This is a genomic window from Sulfitobacter sp. UBA4523 (genome assembly GCF_002388305.1).
GTDB classification, from domain to species: domain Bacteria; phylum Pseudomonadota; class Alphaproteobacteria; order Rhodobacterales; family Rhodobacteraceae; genus Sulfitobacter; species Sulfitobacter pontiacus.
Genome location: NZ_DGMH01000009.1, coordinates 66,143 through 85,399, shown reverse-complemented (window position 1 = coordinate 85,399; position 19,257 = coordinate 66,143). Strand labels below are relative to the sequence as shown.

16 protein-coding genes and 1 pseudogene are annotated in these 19,257 nt (G+C 62.1%); 8 read left to right on the top strand and 9 right to left on the bottom strand.

Features of this window, described 5'->3' with window-relative positions; genetic code table 11:
• Both B3849_RS01950 and B3849_RS01945 read left to right on the top strand, forming a co-directional pair.
• Nucleotides 1-390, top strand: a pseudogene (locus B3849_RS01950) (MBL fold metallo-hydrolase); the annotation flags it as partial.
• A gap of 121 nt (nt 391-511) precedes the next feature.
• Nucleotides 512-1,795 (top strand): DUF3422 family protein, encoded by a 1,284-nt coding sequence (locus B3849_RS01945; protein ID WP_278424785.1) that lies wholly within the window; start codon nt 512-514, stop codon nt 1,793-1,795.
• Nucleotides 1,796-1,797: 2 nt separating this feature from the next.
• On the opposite strand, the gene B3849_RS01940 is transcribed toward B3849_RS01945, so the two are convergent.
• The 4 genes from B3849_RS01940 to B3849_RS01925 form a co-directional block, all read right to left on the bottom strand.
• On the bottom strand, nt 1,798-2,832 hold the full coding sequence (locus B3849_RS01940) for a YeeE/YedE family protein (RefSeq protein WP_278424786.1): 1,035 nt from the start codon (nt 2,830-2,832) through the stop codon (nt 1,798-1,800).
• A gap of 164 nt (nt 2,833-2,996) precedes the next feature.
• Nucleotides 2,997-3,995 (bottom strand): ABC transporter permease, encoded by a 999-nt coding sequence (locus tag B3849_RS01935; RefSeq protein ID WP_278424787.1) that lies wholly within the window; start codon nt 3,993-3,995, stop codon nt 2,997-2,999.
• Nucleotides 3,988-5,055 (bottom strand): ABC transporter permease, encoded by a 1,068-nt coding sequence (locus B3849_RS01930; RefSeq protein ID WP_005854056.1) that lies wholly within the window; start codon nt 5,053-5,055, stop codon nt 3,988-3,990. Before B3849_RS01930 ends, B3849_RS01935 begins: the two co-directional genes overlap by 8 nt.
• 138 nt (nt 5,056-5,193) lie before the next feature.
• A complete protein-coding gene (locus B3849_RS01925) occupies nt 5,194-6,915 on the bottom strand; it encodes a peptide ABC transporter substrate-binding protein (protein WP_009824888.1) in 1,722 nt (573 codons plus the stop codon).
• A 309-nt stretch (nt 6,916-7,224) separates the two neighbouring features.
• On the opposite strand from B3849_RS01925, the gene B3849_RS01920 reads away from it, so the two are divergent.
• The 5 genes from B3849_RS01920 to B3849_RS01900 all read left to right on the top strand — a co-directional run bounded on the left by B3849_RS01920 (nt 7,225) and on the right by B3849_RS01900 (nt 14,124).
• Nucleotides 7,225-9,057 carry an ABC transporter ATP-binding protein gene (locus B3849_RS01920; protein WP_278424815.1) on the top strand — a complete coding sequence of 611 codons (1,833 nt, stop codon included), beginning with the start codon at nt 7,225-7,227 and terminating at the stop codon, nt 9,055-9,057.
• A gap of 12 nt (nt 9,058-9,069) precedes the next feature.
• Nucleotides 9,070-10,230: an acetylornithine deacetylase gene (gene argE, locus B3849_RS01915; RefSeq protein WP_278424788.1), complete on the top strand. Its 1,161-nt coding sequence runs from the start codon at nt 9,070-9,072 to the stop codon at nt 10,228-10,230.
• A 131-nt stretch (nt 10,231-10,361) separates the two neighbouring features.
• Nucleotides 10,362-11,708 (top strand): NAD(P)/FAD-dependent oxidoreductase, encoded by a 1,347-nt coding sequence (locus B3849_RS01910; protein WP_278424789.1) that lies wholly within the window; start codon nt 10,362-10,364, stop codon nt 11,706-11,708.
• A 21-nt stretch (nt 11,709-11,729) separates the two neighbouring features.
• Complete coding sequence (locus B3849_RS01905) at nt 11,730-12,893, top strand: M20 aminoacylase family protein (protein ID WP_278424790.1); 1,164 nt, start codon at nt 11,730-11,732, stop codon at nt 12,891-12,893.
• Between the two features lie 67 nt (nt 12,894-12,960).
• Nucleotides 12,961-14,124, top strand: a complete 1,164-nt coding sequence (locus tag B3849_RS01900) for a M20 aminoacylase family protein (protein ID WP_278424791.1) — start codon at nt 12,961-12,963, stop codon at nt 14,122-14,124.
• Nucleotides 14,125-14,159: 35 nt separating this feature from the next.
• Here the strand turns inward: B3849_RS01900 and B3849_RS01895 are convergent, their stop codons facing one another.
• From B3849_RS01895 to moaA, 3 genes are read right to left on the bottom strand one after another with little or no spacing between them, the layout of a single operon-like run.
• On the bottom strand, nt 14,160-15,221 hold the full coding sequence (locus tag B3849_RS01895; protein ID WP_278424792.1) for a glycosyltransferase family 4 protein: 1,062 nt from the start codon (nt 15,219-15,221) through the stop codon (nt 14,160-14,162).
• Complete coding sequence (locus tag B3849_RS01890) at nt 15,218-16,504, bottom strand: 3-deoxy-D-manno-octulosonic acid transferase (RefSeq protein ID WP_286779741.1); 1,287 nt, start codon at nt 16,502-16,504, stop codon at nt 15,218-15,220. Before B3849_RS01890 ends, B3849_RS01895 begins: the two co-directional genes overlap by 4 nt.
• A gap of 7 nt (nt 16,505-16,511) precedes the next feature.
• Nucleotides 16,512-17,519 carry a GTP 3',8-cyclase MoaA gene (gene moaA, locus B3849_RS01885; RefSeq protein WP_005854034.1) on the bottom strand — a complete coding sequence of 336 codons (1,008 nt, stop codon included), beginning with the start codon at nt 17,517-17,519 and terminating at the stop codon, nt 16,512-16,514.
• An 85-nt stretch (nt 17,520-17,604) separates the two neighbouring features.
• Between moaA and B3849_RS01880 the strand changes: the two genes are divergently transcribed.
• Complete coding sequence (locus tag B3849_RS01880) at nt 17,605-18,114, top strand: hypothetical protein (protein WP_037944481.1); 510 nt, start codon at nt 17,605-17,607, stop codon at nt 18,112-18,114.
• 73 nt (nt 18,115-18,187) lie between these two features.
• Here B3849_RS01880 and B3849_RS01875 read toward each other — a convergent pair whose 3' ends face one another.
• Both B3849_RS01875 and B3849_RS01870 read right to left on the bottom strand, forming a co-directional pair.
• Nucleotides 18,188-18,937 carry a DNA alkylation repair protein gene (locus tag B3849_RS01875; RefSeq protein WP_278424794.1) on the bottom strand — a complete coding sequence of 250 codons (750 nt, stop codon included), beginning with the start codon at nt 18,935-18,937 and terminating at the stop codon, nt 18,188-18,190.
• Nucleotides 18,934-19,257 (bottom strand): SIS domain-containing protein (locus B3849_RS01870; protein WP_286779740.1); only part of this gene is annotated, 324 nt, incomplete at its 5' end. The genes B3849_RS01870 and B3849_RS01875, both read right to left, overlap by 4 nt.

The following is a 19,257-nucleotide window of genomic DNA, read 5'->3' as shown; positions in this document are numbered from 1 at the left end:
TTTGTGCATGACAGCTTTATGCAGCCTGACGTGGGCACAGCGCGCGCCGATTTCCCGGGTGGCACCGCGGCTGACCTGTACCAGTCCCTGCAAGATATCCTTGCCCTGCCGGATGCCACGCGCCTGTTCATCGGCCATGACTATGGCACCGAGTATCGCAGCCAACCCATGTGGGAATCCACCGTGGCCGAACAACGCAGGCACAACGCCCATATCGGCGGTGGCGTGTCGCAGCAAAGCTTTGTCGACCAACGCGAGGCGCGGGACAAAACCCTCGCGCTGCCCGACCGGATGCTGCATGTCTTGCAGATGAACCTTCGGGCAGGGCGCTTGCCGGAGGCGGAAGATGACGGTCACGCCTACCTCAAGATACCGGTCAACCGGTTCTGAAACGGGTCCGGTATTCCGCGGTATACGGTTAACCCTATGAAAGATATGTGAAATATATCTAGGCGAATGGCGGCGGTCACGATAGACTGCTTTGATTGACCCCTTGTAGAAAGCCCGCATCGTGCCCGCCCTCGACGATCACCCTCTGCGCTATACGCTCAATAGCGAGCTGCACGCCCGCCCGTTCCCCTCGCTCGCCGCGCCCCATGTCGCGGCCTATCTGGCCGTGCGCCCCTTGGGGGAGGCCGCGCGGCGGGACCGCTCTGTCGATCTGCAACAGCTCCGTGATCTCTTGGCCCATTACGGTGCGCCGCTGCCCGCCGAGGACGCGACCCATTATTTCGGCCCGATGGGAAAATACACGCTGAAGTGGGAGCAGCACACCGAGTTCGTGACCTATACCGTGTTTCTGGATCAGCTCGGCCAGCGCCCCTTTGATCCGGCAGAGTTTGATGTCTTCCCACAGGATTGGCGCGCGGGCCTGAACGCGCAGCGGATCACCTCTATTCTGCTGCGGCTGGTGCCCCGTCCGCCACAGGACGCGCAGATCGCCGAGACGTTGCAAGACTGGTTCGTCCCCGAAAGCCTCGCCGTGGCATCGGTGCTTGAAGATGCTGCCGTCATCGCCAGCGACTTTCGCATCGATCCCGCGGGCCACATGCGCATGGCGGTCTTTGCCAGCGAAGGCACGGGCAGCCGCCGCTTGGGCCGCATCGTGCAACGTCTGTGCGAGATAGAGACCTATAAATCCATGTCGATGCTCGGCTTTGCCAAGGTGCGCGAATTCGCGGGCCAGTTGGACCGTATCGATGCAGAGCTGAATGATCTGATGGCGGGTATGGCAGGCACCTCTGCCATGGCCGAAGACACGCTGCACCGGCTGCTGGATATCTCTGTCGGGCTAGAGGCGCTTTCGGCCGATGCGTCTTACCGTCTGGGCGCGACAGAGGCGTATCAAGCCATCGTCGCACAGCGGATCGGAGCCCTGCGCGAAACACGGTTCATGGCGCGGCAAGGGTTTGATGAATTCATGATGCGCCGCTACGAGCCTGCGATGCGCACGGTCACATCCTCGGAAACACGGCTCAATAAAATGTCCGCCCGCGCCAGCCGCGCGGCCGAATTGTTGCGGACACGGGTTGATGTGGAACGATCCGCGCAAAATCAGGCGATACTGGCCAGCATGGACAAACGCTCTGACCTGCAACTGCGCTTGCAACACACGGTCGAAGGGCTGTCCGTGGTCGCGATCAGCTATTACGCGGTGTCACTGGTGGGCTATATGCTCTACCCGCTGGCCGACCGTATCGGGGTCAGCAAGGGCACGCTCACGGCAGTGGCCGTCCCGGTGGTCGTGCTGCTGATCTGGGGGTTGCTGCGCCGCCTGCGCCACAAGATCAAATAGGGTCAGCTGCCCGCCGGTGTGGCACGCAGGGTGGCATGCATCGCCAGCACGCCGACACCGATCATCACAATCGCAAGGATAGCGGCAAGGGACAGCGTGGGCACGCCGGACAATCCGGCCCCCAGCGTGCAGCCGCCCGCCAGTACACCGCCCACACCCATCAGCGCTGCTCCGATCAGATAGCGGCCCGTCTGGGCGGGTGTCTCGAAACTCTGCCAGCCAAAGCCGCCAAAGATCAGGCTCGACGCGCAGGCCCCCAGGGCCACGCCCCCCAAAAGCCCGACGCCAAAGCCCGCGGGGATCGAACTGCTGGCCACCACCCAGAACAGCGCATCGGCGGAAGGAGAGGTGAACGACAGGCTTTCCATCGCGATAGGGTCGAATGCGTCAAACAGGATAAACCCCGTCCCGACCCAGGCCAGCGGGACCAGCAGGCCAATCATCGCCGCCATCACCAGATGGGTCCAGCGGTTGCCCGATCGCAGCGCCACGGCAAGGGCCGCCACCACGATCAGACCGCCCCATAGCATCACCCCCCCGGGCAGGGCGGCAAGGCTGACGTAATCGCCAAGCCCAAGGGTCACACTGCCAAGCGCCACGCGCATCGGGGCCAGCACGCCTTTCAATGTGGCATGGGCCACAACGGCAAAGACAACCACGACCAACGCCGCGCGCAAATTGCCGGAGCCCGCCAGAATGGTCAGCCGAGAGATACAGCCCCGCGTCAACACCATCCCCGCGCCAAAAAGCAGCCCGCCAATGGCAATCGCCAGATAGGGCACATCCGGCACCATAAAGCGGTGTTCGGCAAAGCTGATCCAGCCCATGGCGACCGCGACCTGCGTCCCAAGCACGGCAAAGGCCAGCGCTGTCAGCCAGACCCCTTTTGCGGCGCGCCGGTCCTCGCCAATCAGTGAGCGGCGAAAACAGAATTTGGTGATCTGCCCGAGTATGCCAAAGATCACCCCAACCGCCAGCGCGAACCAGACAGCCGCCTGTTGCGGTGTGGTGGTCTCAAAACCGAATTGTTCAAACATCCCCGTGATCCCCTTGACGACAGCACGACAGTTCCCTGACGCGTAAACCGCCCGAATTCAAGCCTTTTGCGCCCCCACGACAAAGGGAGGCCGCAGCCCCCCTTCACCCTTTCTCAAATACTCAAACCCGACAGAAGCCCCAAAAGGAGACAGTCCGATCCGGATCACCGTCCGCGCAACCGCGGGTCCAGCGCGTCACGTAGCCCGTCGCCAAGGTAGTTCACGCTCAGTACGGTCAGCGAGATCGCGACGCCGGGCAGGATCACCCGCTCGGGGAATTCCTGCATCCGTGACACAGCATCGGACAAGAGCTTGCCCCATGTCGGATAGTCCGACGGGAAGCCGACGCCCAGAAAGCTCAGCGCGCTTTCGGTGATGATCGCGGTCGCCAGGCCCAGCGTGGCCGAGACCATGATCGGAGAGATGACGTTGGGCAGCAGGTGCTTGCGGATGATCTTGCCCGACCGCGTCCCGATGGACCGCGCGGCGAGGATGAACTCGCGCTCTTTCAGCGCCAGAATGTCGCCGCGCACGATCCGCGCGGTCTGCATCCATGAGGTCAGCCCGATGATGCCGACGATCAGGATGAACATCCCGCCTTCGGGGCCAAACCGTGCGTTGAGCGGTTGGCGGAACAGGGTCACCGCCAGCAGCGTCAGCGGCAGGATCGGCAGCGACAGAACCAGATCGGTAAAGCGCATCAGCCAGAAATCGAGCCGTTTGAAATAGCCCGAGATGACGCCGATGGCCGATCCGATGACCAGCGCCAGCCCCATGGCCAGCCAGCCCACCGCCATAGACACGCGCCCGCCGGCGATCATCTGTGCCATGATATCACGGCCCAGTTGGTCGGTGCCAAAGGGATGTGCCCAACCGGCCTTGGCCTCGCTGTCGAACAGCAGTTGATACACGGGGCGCCAGTTCTTGTTGCGGATATCCAACGCCTTGGGGTCGACATCCCAAAGGTAGGGGCCGAACAACACCGCGAGGGTGATGAACAGCAGGAAGCCTCCGCCAAAGACAGCGCCCTTGTGCTTGCGGAACTGCTGCCAGACGTCGATCCACTGGCTGCGCGGCGGCTTTTGCGGCTCTTTATCGACCAGCGCGCCATAGAGTTCGATGTCGGCCTCGAGCGGGCTTGTGGGGGTGGCTTGCTCAGTCATAGCGGATCCTTGGGTCAAGCAGGCCGTATAGAACATCGGCAATCAGGTTGAATAGAACGATGAGGATGGCGAAGATAAAGGTCAGCGTCATCACCATCGGCAGGTCGTTGGCAAAAAGCGCGGTCAGCAGCAGCTGCCCGATACCATTCACCTTGAACACATTCTCGGTAATGATCGCGCCGCCAAAGATCGCGGGCATGCCAAGGGCAATCACCGTGACCACTGGGATCATCGAGTTGCGCAGCACATGGACCAGAACGACCGATTTCTCGCGCAGCCCCTTGGCGCGGGCGGTGCGCACATAGTCCTGGTTCAGGTTGTCCAGCATCGCGCCGCGCATATAGCGGCTGATCTGCGCGGTGGTTTGCAGCGCCAGCACCATCACGGGCATGATCATCTGCATGAACTGGATTTTGAAGCTCTCCCAGTCGGTCACCACATGGGTCGTGTCGTAGATCGACGGCAACCACCCCAGCGAGACCGAGAAAATCACGATCAGCAGCGGCCCGGTGAAGAAGGGCGGGATCGAAAAGCCGATCATCGTGACAAAGGTGCCCGCTTGATCGAATAGCGAATAGTGGCGGTAGGCCGAATAGATGCCAATCGGGATCGCGATCAGGATGCCCACGATATAGCTCAGCCCAACCACCCAAAGCGTCTGCGGCATCCGCTGGATCACGATATCCATGATCGGGCTGCGGGTCTGCCAGCTGATCGCACGCTGAACGGGACGCACAGCGCCTGTGTCGGGGTCAATGAAGGTCGACAGGCTGGTGTCGGGCAGCCAGCCCAGCAGGAAGCTGTCGCGGGTGGCCCAGTCGATGAAGACCTGCGGTTCAACCCAGAAGAACTGGATCAGCCATTTATAGTATTGCACATAGATCGGCTGCCCGAGGCCAAGCGCCTCGCGCATTTTCTGTTTTACCTCTGGTGGGACTGTCAGCGGCACCTGGGCCATCGGATCGCCGGGGGCCAGTTGCAACAGCAGGAAGATTACCAGGCTGATAAACAAAAGCGTTGGTATCGACAAAAGTAGTCGACGAATGGTGAAGGTCAGCATGCACAGCGCCTTTGCAAGTCGGTCTAGGGGAGGGGAAGCATGTCAAAATCGAAGGGAGGCGCGATTTCGCACACATTCACACAGGCATCAAGTCATGAGGAGCACGCGCGCTGCGTGCTCCTCTGAGCTTGGGCGTGATTATTCTTTCACGCGGTACCAGTCGGCGGCATTCCACAGTTCGGAATCCCATGTGTTCAGGATCACGCCGCCCAGAGTGTTGGACGCAGCGGAAACCCGACCACGGTCGACCAGCGGAACGATGGTCATCGTGTCACGTGTGATGATGTTGTTCAGCTGCTTGGCGATATCGCCACGCTTGTCCAACTCGCCCGTGCGCGACAGTTCGTCCAGCAACGCGTCGTATTCTTCGTTGCAGAAACGGTTGATGTTTTCACCTTGCCACTGGCTGGAAGGCTTGGGCTCGTTGCCACAGCGGTATGCAGACAGGTAGGCCTGCGGATCGGTGCCGTCAAAGTTGTTCGCGTACATTTCAACGTCGGCATAGAACTTCTGGAAGGTATCGGGCGAACCGGGGTCGCCCCCAAAGAAGACCGACGCATCAAGGTTGCGCAGTTCGACTTCGACACCGATCTGGTTCCACCAGTCTTTGATCAGCGCCTGGAAATCCTGACGGACAGCGTTGGTCGAGGTCTGGTACAGCAGGGACAGTTTTTCACCGTCTTTGTCGCGGATGCCGTCGCCATTGGTGTCGGTCCAGCCGGCTTCTTCCAGCAGGGCTTTCGCGCCTTCCAGATCCTGCGTCAGACATTCGGTGTTGTCGGAGGCATAAAGTTCGGGCGCGGGAACGAGGTTACAGGTCGCGCGACCTGCCTGGCCATAGCCGACTTCGACCAGCAAAGGACGGTCGATCGCCATGGACAGCGCCTTGCGGACCTTAAAGTCCGACAGGATCGGGTGCGGATGCGCCACGGTGGAGCGTTCGCCCTCTGGCAGGTCCGGCGATGGGTCTGTCAGGTTCATCTCGATCCGTTCGACCAATGTCCCGAATGCAGAGATCGCCTGACCCTTGCCGCCTTCGGCCATTTTCGCCAGCACATCGGGGGCCAGCTGCATGTTCCAGGCATAGTCGTATTCGCCGGTTTCCATCACCGCACGACCCGCGGCATTCGCATCCCCACCGCCCTTGAGGGTCAGTGTCGCAAACGCGGGTTTGCTGGGGTCACGGTAGTTGGGGTTGGCTTCCATCTGGATCACGTCATTGGGACGGAAATCTGTCACGCGGAACGGGCCGGTGCCGATGGGGTTAAAGTTGGCTTCGGTACATTCGGGGGCTTTCGCGCCCAGGCAGTCCTTGAACTGCGCGGCCTGAATGATCGGTGATTGCGCGCCCATGAACGGGCCATAAGGGTTTGGCTTGGCGTCGGTGAAATGAACGGTAACCGTCAGATCATCCACGATATCGATGCTTTCAACGCCATCGAACTTCGACGCCTGCGCGCAGCCGCCTTCGGGGTGCATACAGTATTCAGCGGTGAATTTCAGATCCGCCGAGGTCACCGGCGTGCCGTCGGACCAAACCAGGCCCTCTTTCAGCTTCCAGGTGATGGATTTCAGGTCTTCGGCCACGCCGCCGTTTTCAACGGTGGGAATCTCGGTCGCCAGATAGGGGACCAACGCGCCGGTTTCGTCATAGCGGCCCATAGGCTCCAGCACGAGGCTCGCCGCCTCGAGGTCTTTTGTGCCGCCCGACAGATAGGGGGTCATGATCGAGGGCGCTTGCCAGTAGATAACTTTCACCTCGCCGTCGCGTCCACGCTCGCCCTCGTGGGCGGCGCCGAATGCGGCGGGGGCAATCGCTACCGAAGCCGCGGCTCCCAGTAACAGGGTTTTCATGTTCATAGCTTACTCCTTGTTGGACACCGTTGGTTTTTTGAGGTGCCTTTTTTTATGGTCTGTCTTTTCTGGCAATGCCAAAAACGTCAATCTTGATCACGGCCGGGGGCAGGGTGCTGCGACAGACAGGGATGCCCGCCAAAACGCCCGTTTTTCCAGCCACGCCAATAACGTCGAAGCATCGAAACAGGTTTGAAAAAAAATGCAAGCCTCCAAAGCAGCGGATGTTAGCGGTCCCTTGGACCGATTTGACACCAGATGACGAAGTGCCTTAGCGTCGTCAAATTGATTAAACGAGAAGCGCTGGAAAATACCATGCTAGACGAGGCGACGCCGACACCAATCGCGCAAATTCAAGAGCTTAGGGTCGAATTTCAAACCCAGGACGGACCCGTTCTAGGTGTGGAGAACGTCAGCTTTGACATCAATGCGGGTGAAACTGTCTGCGTTGTGGGCGAATCCGGCTCGGGTAAATCGGTGTCCTCGCTGTCGCTGATGCGTCTGGTCGAGTTCGGCGGCGGAAAAATTGCGGGTGGGCGCCTATTATTTGAGCGTCAGAACGATCCCGCTGTCGATTTGGCGCGCACAGATCAAGATGTGATGCGCGATATTCGCGGCAATGAGATCGGGATGATCTTTCAGGAACCGATGACAGCGCTGAACCCGGTCTTTACCGTCGGTCGCCAGCTGACCGAAGGGCTGCGCCTGCACAAGAACATGTCCAAGGCGCAGGCAGAGGCCCGCGCGCTGGAGCTTCTGACCCAGGTCCGCATCCCCGAACCGGCCCGCCGTCTTGCACAATACCCGCACGAGCTGTCGGGCGGGATGCGCCAGCGTGTGGTGATCGCCATGGCGCTGGCCTGTTCGCCGCGGCTGCTGATCGCGGATGAACCCACCACCGCGCTGGATGTGACCATTCAGGCCGAAATCCTCGCGCTGATCGACCGCTTGAAACGCGAGACCGGCACCGCCGTCATGTTCATCACCCATGACATGGCCGTTGTCGCCCAGATGGCCGATCGCGTCGTCGTCATGTTCCGCGGTAACAAGGTCGAAGAAGGCACGGTCGAGGAAATTTTCGAAAACCCCCAACACCCCTATACCAAGGCGTTGCTGGCCGCCGTCCCCAAGCTGGGCGAGATGCGCGGCAAACCCTATCCCGAACCGATGAAACTGCTCGGGACGGCGGATAAAGAGATCAAACCCATCAAGGGCACAGAGGAAACGCTGCTGACGGTCAAGAACCTGACCACGCGCTTTCCGGTGCAGGGCGGCTTCCTGCGCCGCACCGTCGCCAATGTCCATGCGGTCGAGGGCCTGTCGTTTACCATCAACAAGGGCCAGACGCTAAGCCTTGTGGGGGAATCCGGCTGCGGGAAATCTACGGCGGGGCGGTCCTTGCTGCGGCTGGTCGAACCCCAGTCGGGCGAGGTCAACCTCGATGGCAAAGACATCATGGCACTGGATTCACGTGGCCTGCACAAGGCGCGGCTGGACATGCAGATGATCTTTCAGGACCCGTTTGCCTCGCTCAATCCGCAGATGCAGTTGTCGGATCAGGTGGCCGAACCGATCCACAATTATGGCACGCTCAAAGGGGCCGAGCTGACCAAACGCATCGAGATGCTGTTTGACCGTGTGGAACTGCCGCGCAGCTTCATGCGCCGCTTCCCGCACGAGCTGTCAGGTGGTCAGCGCCAGCGCGTCGCCATCGCGCGGGCCTTGGCGTTGAACCCCAAGCTGATCGTCGCGGATGAAGCCGTGTCGGCGCTGGATGTGTCGGTGCAGGCGCAGGTGGTCAATCTGATGCTGGAGCTGCAAGCGGAAATGGGGCTGTCCTTCCTGTTCATCAGCCACGATATGGCTGTGGTCGAACGGGTCAGCCACCACGTCGGCGTGATGTATCTGGGCCGGATCGTGGAAATGGGCACGCGGTCGCAGGTGTTTGAAAACCCGCAGCACCCCTATACGCAGGCCCTGATGAAAGCCGTCCCCATCGCCGATCCACGGCGTCGCAAAAAGGAAAGCGAGCTGAACTTCAAGCCGATCCCGTCCCCGATCCATCCGACAAGCTATGTCGCGGAACCCTCTGTTTACAAAACCGTATCCCCCGGCCATCAGGTCTTGATCACCGATAGCGGATACTAAAGGACCACATAAATGACTGCGCGCATGACCCCGTTCGAGCTGATGGAAAAACTCGTCAGCTTTCCCACTGTGTCGCGGGATACGAATATCCCGCTGATCGACTGGGTGGCCGATTACCTTGAAAGCCACGGCATCGCGTCCCATCGCTATATCCACCCCGATCAACCCAAACATGCGCTTTTCGCCCATGTGGGCCCGTGGGAAGAGGGCGCGGTGGTCCTGTCGGGGCATACCGATGTGGTGCCGGTGGACGGCCAGCCCTGGGACAGCGACCCTTTCACCGTGGTTGAACGGGACGGGCGCTATTACGGGCGCGGCTGCTGCGACATGAAGGGCTTTGATGCGCTGGCCATTTGGGCACTGGTAGAGGCGCATTACGCCGACGTGCAACGCCCGCTCCAGATCGCGCTCAGCTTTGACGAGGAAATCGGCTGCACCGGTGCCCCTCCGATGATCGAGGCGATGCAACCGGTGTTGCCCAAGGGGGCACTGGTGATCGTGGGGGAACCCTCGACCATGCAGGCCGTTACAGGTCACAAGGGCGGCACGGGCTTCAACACCCATGTGGTCGGCTTCGAGGTGCATTCCTCCTTGCTGCACACAGGCGTCAACGCGATCATGGCGGGGGCCAAGCTGATCGAATGGGCCAATGAGGTGAACACCGAGAACATGGCCCGCAAACCCAGCGAGCTTGCCGCGATGTTCAACCCGCCCTTTACCACCGCCCATGTGGGCGTGATCTCGGGCGGGACAGCGCATAATATCACCGCCAAGGATTGCCACTTCGCCATGGATTTCCGCATCGTGCCGGGCGAAGATAAAGACGCCTGGGGCACCGCCTATCTGGAGAAGGTGCGCGAGGTCGAAAAGCAGATGCAAGAGGTCGTCCCCGAAACCTATATCGAGGTCACCCCCCGTTTCGACGTCCCCGCACTACAACCCGAAAAAGACGGGCTGGCCGAAACCTTCGTGCGCCAGATCACCGGCGACAATGCCAGCCACAAGGTCTCCTACGGGACCGAGGCCGGACAGTTCCAGGAAGCCGGGTATAGCGCGGTGATCTGCGGCCCTGGCGATATCGCACAGGCGCACCAGCCCAACGAATATATCGAAGTCGCGCAATTCGAGGCCGGCCATAGCTTCATGCGCGACCTGCTTGACCGTTTGAAATGACACAGCGCAGCGGCCCCCTTCTTCCAAATGGCATCACATCCCGGGGGAGGGGCCGCAGCACGGCACCGGGGGCTGGCCCCCGATCCAGGCCTGCTTTGCCCGCGACGCCTACGCAATATAAAGCCTGACCCATGCAGCCATTCCCGATCCACACGACCACCCCCGTCACCTATCCCGGCCCCCAGCCAGCCACGTCGGATATCGTCGTTATCGGCGGCGGGATCATCGGGGTCTGCACGGCGCTGTTCCTCGCCCGGGAGGGTCACTCGGTCACCTTGCTGGAAAAGGGTCGCATCGCCGCTGAACAATCCAGCCGCAATTGGGGGTGGATCCGGCAACAGGGGCGCGACCCTGACGAGATGCCGATCATGTCCGAGGCGCAGGCGCTCTGGCGCGAACTTGCGGGGCAAACGAACGTGGATATCGGGCTGCGGCAGGGCGGCATTGCCTATCTGGCGCAAAGGCCGACACAGCTTGCGGGCTACGAAGACTGGCTGCCCCATGCGCGGGCCAATGGCGCGGACAGCCGGATGATGACGGCGGCCGAGGTCTCCGCCATGTTCCCCGGCCTTGCGACACCTCAGATCGGCGCGCTGATCACGCCGTCGGACATGCGGGCGGAGCCTTGGGTCGCGGTGCCCGCTCTCGCCGGTATCGCCGCGCGAGAGGGCGTTCAGATCATCGAGAATTGCGCCGTGCGCTGCCTTGATATCGCGGCGGGGCGGGTTGCCGGGGTGATCACGGAACAGGGGCGTATCGCGTCTTCGCAGGTGGTGCTGGCAGGCGGGGCGTGGTCGGCGCTGTTCCTGCGCAATCACGGTATCTCTATACCGCAGCTGTCGGTACGCGAAAATGTGGCGGCGACCGAACGCTTGCCTGAAATTTACGCAGGGGCGGTGTCGGACGGGCGGGTCGCGTTCCGGCGGCGCGAGGATGGCGGCTATACGCTCGCCCCTCCCGGCGCGCCCGAGCTTTTTGTGGGCCCTGACGCCTTTCGTGCTTTGCCCCATTACCTGACCCAGTTGCGCGCCGATCCCTTTGGTCAACGGCTTCACCCTTTTGCGCCCAAAGGCTTTCCCGATGCCTGGACGACCAAGCGGCGCTGGCAGGCCGATACCCCATCCCCCTTCGAGGCGATGCGCATCCTTAACCCCATGCCCAATATGGCCAAGATCCGCCGCCTGCTGCGTGATTTTTCAGCAATGTTCCCCGATCTGGGGCCGATAAAGCTGAAATCTGCCTGGGCGGGGATGATCGACACGATGCCTGACATTGTACCTGTCGTGGATACTCTGGCAGCACTGCCGGGGCTGACCATTGGCACGGGCATGTCGGGGCACGGCTTTGGTATCGGGCCGGGCATGGGCCGCGTTCTGGCGCGTCTGGCCACGGGGCAAAGCGCCGGGCACGATCTGACCCGCTTTCGCCTTGCACGTTTCACCGATGGCAGCCCGATGATCCTGGGCCCGAACGTCTAGACACATAAAGGAACGCACGCGATGCCGATCAAGAACCGCTTTGCCGAAACCCATGCCGACATCACCGCGTGGCGGCGTCACCTGCATACGATCCCCGAACTGCAATTCGATCTGCCGCAGACCGCGGCTTTCGTCGAAGAGAAGCTACGCAGCTTTGGCATTACCGATATCACCACCGGCGTGGCGCAAAGCGGCATCGTCGCGGTGATCGAGGGCAAGACCAATGCCTCGGGGCGCAGCATCGGCTTGCGCGCGGATATGGACGCTCTGCCCATCACCGAGGCGACGGGGCTTGAGTATGCCTCCAAAACGCCGGGCAAGATGCATGCCTGCGGCCATGACGGGCACACCGCGATCCTGCTGGGGGCCGCGCAATATCTTGCAGAAACGCGCAATTTTGACGGGCGGGCGGTGCTTATCTTCCAACCCGCTGAAGAGGGCGGCGGCGGTGGCAATGTCATGGTCGAGGAAGGCCTGATGGAGCGTTGGTCCATCGACGAGGTCTACGGGCTGCACAATATGCCCGGCCATCCCGTCGGCGCATTCGCGATCCGCAGTGGCCCTTTGCTGGCGGCGGCGGATGAGTTCGACATCGTCATCACCGGTCAGGGCGGCCATGCCGCAGCCCCGCACGAGGCGATCGATACCAACCTTGCCGCGGCGCATGTCGTTGTCGCGCTGCAATCCATCGCCGCACGCAACGTGGATCCGATCAAGAATGCTGTCGTGTCGGTCTGTAGCCTGCGGTCCGATACCGACAGCCACAACGTCCTGCCGCAAACCGTGCGGCTGCGCGGCACGGTCCGCACGCTGGATGCGGGCATCCGCGATCTGGTGCAGGACCGGCTGGAGGCAGTCGTGACCCACACCTGCGCCGCCCACCAATGCACTGCCGACATCGTTTACGCGCGCGGCTATCCCATCACCGTGAACGCTGACGCGAATACCGCCTACGCCGCTGATGTGGCCGAGAATATCGCCCCCGGTGTGGACCGCGACACGCCGCCGATCATGGCCGGAGAGGATTTCTCGTATATGCTGAACCAGCGCCCCGGTGCCTATATCATGCTGGGCAATGGCGACGGGCCCACCGTCCACCACCCCATGTATAATTTCAACGATGACGCGATCCCCGCAGGTTGTAGCTGGTTCGCGGAAATGATTGAAACAAGATTGCCAGCCTAGCCGCCGGCTTTGCCCGAAAGGGGCGCTGCGCGTTCCCTTTTTTCACAGACTTCAAGGACTTCGAAAAATGCCCGTTAAGAACCGATTTGCCGAATTGCACACCGACATCACCGCATGGCGACGTGATTTGCATGAACACCCCGAGATCCTGTTCGAGACGCATCGCACCTCTGCCACCGTGGCCGAGAAACTGCGCGCCTTCGGCTGTGACGAAGTTGTCGAAGGCATCGGGCGTACCGGTGTTGTCGGCGTGATCAAGGGCAATGCCACCACCTCGGGCAAGGTCATCGGGCTGCGTGCCGATATGGACGCGCTGCCGATCCACGAACAGACGGGGCTGGACTATGCCTCCAAAACGCCCAATGCGATGCATGCCTGCGGCCACGACGGCCACACGGCGATGCTGTTGGGCGCGGCGCAGTATCTGGCCGAGACACGGAACTTTGACGGGACTGTTGTTGTGATCTTTCAGCCTGCCGAAGAAGGCGGCGGCGGCGGGCGCGAGATGTGCAAGGACGGCATGATGGAACGCTGGGGCATTCAGGAAGTCTATGGCATGCACAACTGGCCCGGCATTCCCGCCGGACAATTCGGCATCCGCCCCGGCCCGTTCTTTGCGGCCACCGACCTGCTGGAAATCGAAGTCGAGGGTCTGGGCGGCCACGCGGCAAAACCACACGAGACCATCGATACCGGTGTGGTCACCGCACATATCATCACCGCGCTGCAAACCATCGTCAGCCGGAACGCGGACCCCGTGGGCAATATCGTTGTCTCGATCACCTCGATCGAATCCTCGTCCAAGGCGTTCAACGTGATCCCGCAGCGGGTGAATCTGCTGGGTACCGTGCGCACCCTCTCCAATGACCTGCGCGATCTGGCTGAAAAGCGCGTGACAGAGATTTGTGAAGGCATCGCGGCAAGTTTTGGCGCGACGGCAAAGGTCAAATACGTGCGCAACTATCCGGTGATGGTGAACCACGACGAACAGACTGAATTCGCGGCGGATGTCGCGCGTAGCATCTCGGGTCAATGCGACGAAGCACCTTTGGTCATGGGGGGCGAGGATTTCGCCTTTATGCTCGAGGAGCGCCCCGGTGCCTATATTCTGGTCGGCAATGGCGACACCGCGATGGTGCACCACCCGATGTATAACTTTAACGACGATATCATTCCCGCGGGCTGCAGCTGGTGGGCGGGTATCGCCGAACAACGCATGCCCATCGGCTGATCACACGGGCATGGGGCGGGGGGGACACCCGCGCCCTATGCCGCCAGCAGCTTGCGATAGATTTTGACCAGCGCCGCCGCTTCGCGCGCGATAGAGAAATCCGACATCACATAGCTGCGCCCGGACTCTGCCCATGCGGCCAGACGGGTCCGGTCGGACAGGGCATCGCGCGTCGCGGCCTCAAGTGCTGGAATGTCATCGGGGTCCACCAGTAGGCCCGTCGTACCTTGCACCACCAGCTTTTCAAAGGCCCCCACACGGGTCGCGACCACGGGTACACCGCAGGCCATCGCCTCGATCGGGGTGAGGCCGAATCCCTCCCACCGTTGGGGGGCGACGTAAAGGTCCAGCACGCGGTAGAAATCCGCCATATCGCCCACAGGCACCTCTGGCAGGAACAGCATCCGGTCCGACAGCCCTTCGGCGCGGGCGCGGTCTTTCAGGCCCTTCTCGAAGCTCTCGTATTTCTCGGTCGCGCGCCCCATCACAAGGGCGACGACATCGGGGTTGTCCCGCAGGATCGGCAGCATCGCCTCGACAAAGGCATCGGTGCCCTTTTGGGCGCGGATACGGCCATAGCAACCCACCAGCGTCGCGTTCACTGGCAGCTTAAGCTCGGCGCGCAGGGCGGCGCGGTCGGGCGAGGGGGCAAAGCCTTCGGTGTCGATCCCGTGCATGATCACATGGCCGGGGTTTTCCAGATAGGCGTTGGTCCGGTCCGAGGTCGCCACAACGGCATCCATCCGCCGGATCAGCCAGCGCGTCAGGCCGGTCTGTTCGCGTTGGCTGGCCGAGGTGAACATTAGCTTGAGCCGCTTGCCCAGCAGATAGCGCAGCGCCAGCCCGCCCAGCATCTCGACGTTGCGCCGCGCGTGCCAGACCCGCCAGCCCGACGGCGACGGCCCGCGGCGCGACATGGTCACAAGCGAGGCCAGCGGCACCTGCGGCACATCATCAGGCACGACGGGGCCCGTTGCCGCGATAGAGATATCGCGCGATTGCACCGGCACCAGCCGCATCACAGTGGCCGTGACGCCGCTGAGCCTGCGTTTGAAATTCGGCGCGATCACATCGGTGTGGGCAAGGGGGTGCGTCATGGGGTATCCAACTTCAATGTGGTGATCAGACGGCTGGCGATGGCATCAAGCTGGTCATCCTGTGCCGCGATGAAGCGGGCAGCGGCTGCGGTCATCGTCGCCAGCTCGTCCGGTTTGGTCAAGAGCGCGGCAACGCGGGCGGCCAGATCATCGCCATCCGCCACGATCCGCGCAGCGCCTTCGGCCTCGAGCTGAGCATAGGTTTCCGCAAAGGCCGCAACATGGTTGCCCGACAGCACGGCGGCACCCGATTGCGCCACCTCGAACGGGTTATGCCCGCCAATGGGCAGCAGCGATCCGCCTAGAAACACGACATCGGACAGGCTGTACCAAAGGCCCAATTCCCCCAGCGTGTCAGCCAGATAGACCTGGCCTCCGGGGGCGTCCCCACGGCTGCGACGCTGCACGGTCAGCCCCGCGTCCTGAACCAGCGCCTCTACCGCATCGCCGCGTTCGGGGTGGCGGGGGGCAAGGATAAGACACAGATCGGGGATCTCGCGCAGCAGCTTCTTATGTGCGTCCAGCACGCTGCGTTCCTCGCCTTCGTGGGTGGAGGAGGCAACCCAGACCGCCCGCCCGCCAAGCGCTGTGCGCGCAGCCGCCAGCGCCTGTGCATCGACGGGTAGCGGGCCGGCCATGGATTTCAGGTTCACGCCCGGCGACACACGATCGGCGGGGGCATGCATGCGGATCATATTGCGCGCCATCGCGTCATTCTGCGTCACGATCAGCGTGAAGACATCGAACAGGTAGCGGGCAGTGCGGGGCCATTTCTCCCAGAACTCGACCGTTTTGTCGGACATGCGCGCATTGACCAGCGCCATCGGCGCGCCGGTCGCGTGGGTCCGTCGCAACATCTGCGGCCAGATCTCGCTTTCGACAAATATCGCGGCGTCGGGCTGCCAATGGGCCAGGAACCGCTTTAACGGGCCGGGGGCGTCTAGCGGGGCAAACTGGTGCAGGCTGCGCGGCGGCAGACGTTGATCCACCAGCCTGGCCGAGGTCGCGGTGCCGGACGTAATCAGGAAATGCGCGTCGGGCAGCATATGCCCCATGCGGGTGATCAGCGCCAGCACCGACAGGCTTTCGCCCACGGACGCCGCATGCACCCAGACCAGCGGGCCGCCGCTTGGGCGCGGCTGTGTGGCGATGCCGCGTTTCTCTCCCGCGCGGGCGGCGGGCACGTCCTGCGCGTTCAGCTTGCGCGCCTCTGCGCTGGCGGCAAAGGGGATCAGGCAGCGGCTGGCAAGAACCCAGGCGCGGTACAGGAAAGGCGCGGACACGGTCGCGTCAGCCGCCTGTGTGGCTCATGTGGCGGGGCATCTGCCCATCCAGCTTTTGCCGTGAATAATCAAAGTCATGGCCCTTGGGCTTAAGGTTGATCGCCGCGCGAATTGCGTCTTTCAAGGGCGCGTCGTCATCGGGGTGATTGCGCAAGGGCGCGCGCAGGTCGGCCACATCTTCCTGCCCCAGACACATGTAGATTTCACCGGTGCAGGTGATCCGTACGCGGTTGCAGCTTTCGCAGAAATTATGGGACAGCGGCGTGATAAAACCGATCTTCTGGCCGGTCTCTTCCAGCCGGACATACCGGGCAGGGCCGCCCGTATTCTCGGCCAGATCGGTGACGGTGTAATGTTCCTCGTAGGTGCGGCGCACATCCTTGAGCGACCAATACTGGCCCAAGCGGTCCTCGTTGCCCAAGTCGCCCATGGGCATCACCTCGATCCAGGTCAGATCAATCCCGCGATCCGCACACCAAGCGGTCATCGACGGCAGTTCTGCCTCGTTGAAGCCTTTCAGCGCGACGGCGTTGATCTTGACCCGCAGCCCGGCATTCTGCGCCGCGTCGATCCCGCGCAGCACCTGCGGCAGACGCCCCCAACGGGTGATGTCGGCGAATTTCTGATCATCCAGCGTATCAAGCGACACATTCACACGGCGCACGCCCGCAGCATAAAGATCGGCGGCATAGCGTTCCAACTGGCTGCCATTGGTGGTCAGCGTCAGCTCTTTCAGCGTGCCGGCGTCCAGATGGCGGGTCATGCTGTCGAAGAAGGTCATGATACCTTTGCGGACCAAAGGCTCACCGCCGGTGATGCGCAGCTTTTGCACACCCAGATCGACAAAGTTGGTGCACAGCCGATCCAGCTCTTCCAAGGTCAGAAGTTCCTTCTTGGGGAGGAAATTCATATTCTCGGACATGCAATAAACACAGCGGAAGTCACAGCGGTCTGTGACAGAGACGCGCAGATAGGTGATAGCGCGGGCGAACGGGTCAATCAAAGGTGCATTCATATCCCATAGGTAAACATCGGCCCATCCCGGGGCAAGTAGCATTTAGGAGATTGAAGCGGCAGGGGGGGAGCGTTAGATTTAACCCATGAAACATTATATTATTCTAGGTGTCGCTGTTGTTGCTCTGGCCGGATGTGCGGGCGTAACGGATCGTTTGGGTTTGGGCAAACGCGGGGCGGACGCCGCCCCCCCCACGGCCGAGGCCGAGGCGCGTGCAGAGGCGTCCCTGTCGTCCGCCACCGCGGCTGCCCGTCCGCCTGCTGGGGCACGCACAGCCGATGCGCTTGACACCACCACGGCCGAACAACGCGCCGAGGCGTCAAAACCTGCTGCGGCAGGGGCCAAATCGCTGGGCACCACCGTCGCCTCGCTTGGTAGCGCGACGGAGCCGGGGCTGTGGATGAAAACACCGCTGGTGAAATCGGAAATGCAGGGCCGCGTGACGAACCCCGCGACGGGCAAATCCTCTACGGTTGAACTGATCCCGCTGGATGGGCCTGCCTCGGGCGGGAGCCGCATGTCGTTGTCGGCGCTGCGTCTGATTGGCGCGTCGCTGACGGATCTGACCAAGGTTGAAGTGTCCACCAACGGTTAAGCCGCGCGGTGATGGTGTAAGATACAAAACGGGCGTCCGAGGGGGAACCTTGGACGCCCGTTTTCGGTAGGGATCAGCTATCTGATGCGGGGGCTTCGTCTTCCGCCGTCACGTCCGCCGTCACCGGAGCTTCCAGCGGGAAATCCGGCATATGGCGCGCGGCTTCCTTGATCGCATAGGGTTTGAGGGTGGCGCGGTTGTCCTCGATAAAGGCGGCGGCGCGCACGGGGTCATGACGGCTGAGGTCGCGGACCCACCACGCGATGGCCTTTTGCAGGATGCCGTTCTTGACCGGCAGATACCCCGCTGCCCACCCAAGGATACGCTCGCGCGCGTCCAGCTCTTCGGGCTTGGGGTTGTTCTGCTTGGTCCAGGGCAGGGTCGCGACAAGCGCCGCCCGCTTCGACCAGAGCTCACCCGATTGGCTCCAAGTCTCGACCACATCCAGACGTTGAGGGTCTGCCAGCAACCGTTTTTGCGCCGCCATGCAGGCATGATCCGCGATGGCCCAGCTGTCGAAGTCCGGTACCCAGCTTTGGATCAACTGCCACGCGGGTTCGTCATCCGGGCGCAGGCGGGCCTGGGTCAACAGTTTGGCCGCCGCCACCCGCGCCTCGAAGATATCCGTTTGCCACAGGGCATCGGCCAGCGCGATCCGGTCGGTCAGCGACAGCTCGGTCCGCCACGCTTTGGTCAGATCGTTGATCTGCGGATTGGCGATGCCCAGATAGGGGCGATCCACCTTGTGATAGGCCTGCATCTTCTCGACAGCGGCGGGATCAGCCAGTTCGTTCAGCTGCGCCATATAGGGGGCAAGGTTCATTCCACAGTCACCGATTTTGCCAGGTTGCGCGGTTGGTCGACATCGGTACCTTTGGCAATCGCGGTGTGATAGGCCAGCAACTGCGCCGGGATCGCATAGAGGATAGGGGCGAGCGCATCGGCAACGGGTGGCATCTCGATCTGCCCCCACGTGCCTTCGGCGGCTTCATCCAGCCCCGCACGATCCGAGATCAGGATAACCTTGCCCTTGCGCGCCATGACCTCTTGCATGTTGCTGACAGTCTTGTCGAAGAGCGTGTCGTTGGGGGCCATGACCACCACGGGCACGTTTTCGTCGATCAGCGCGATCGGGCCGTGTTT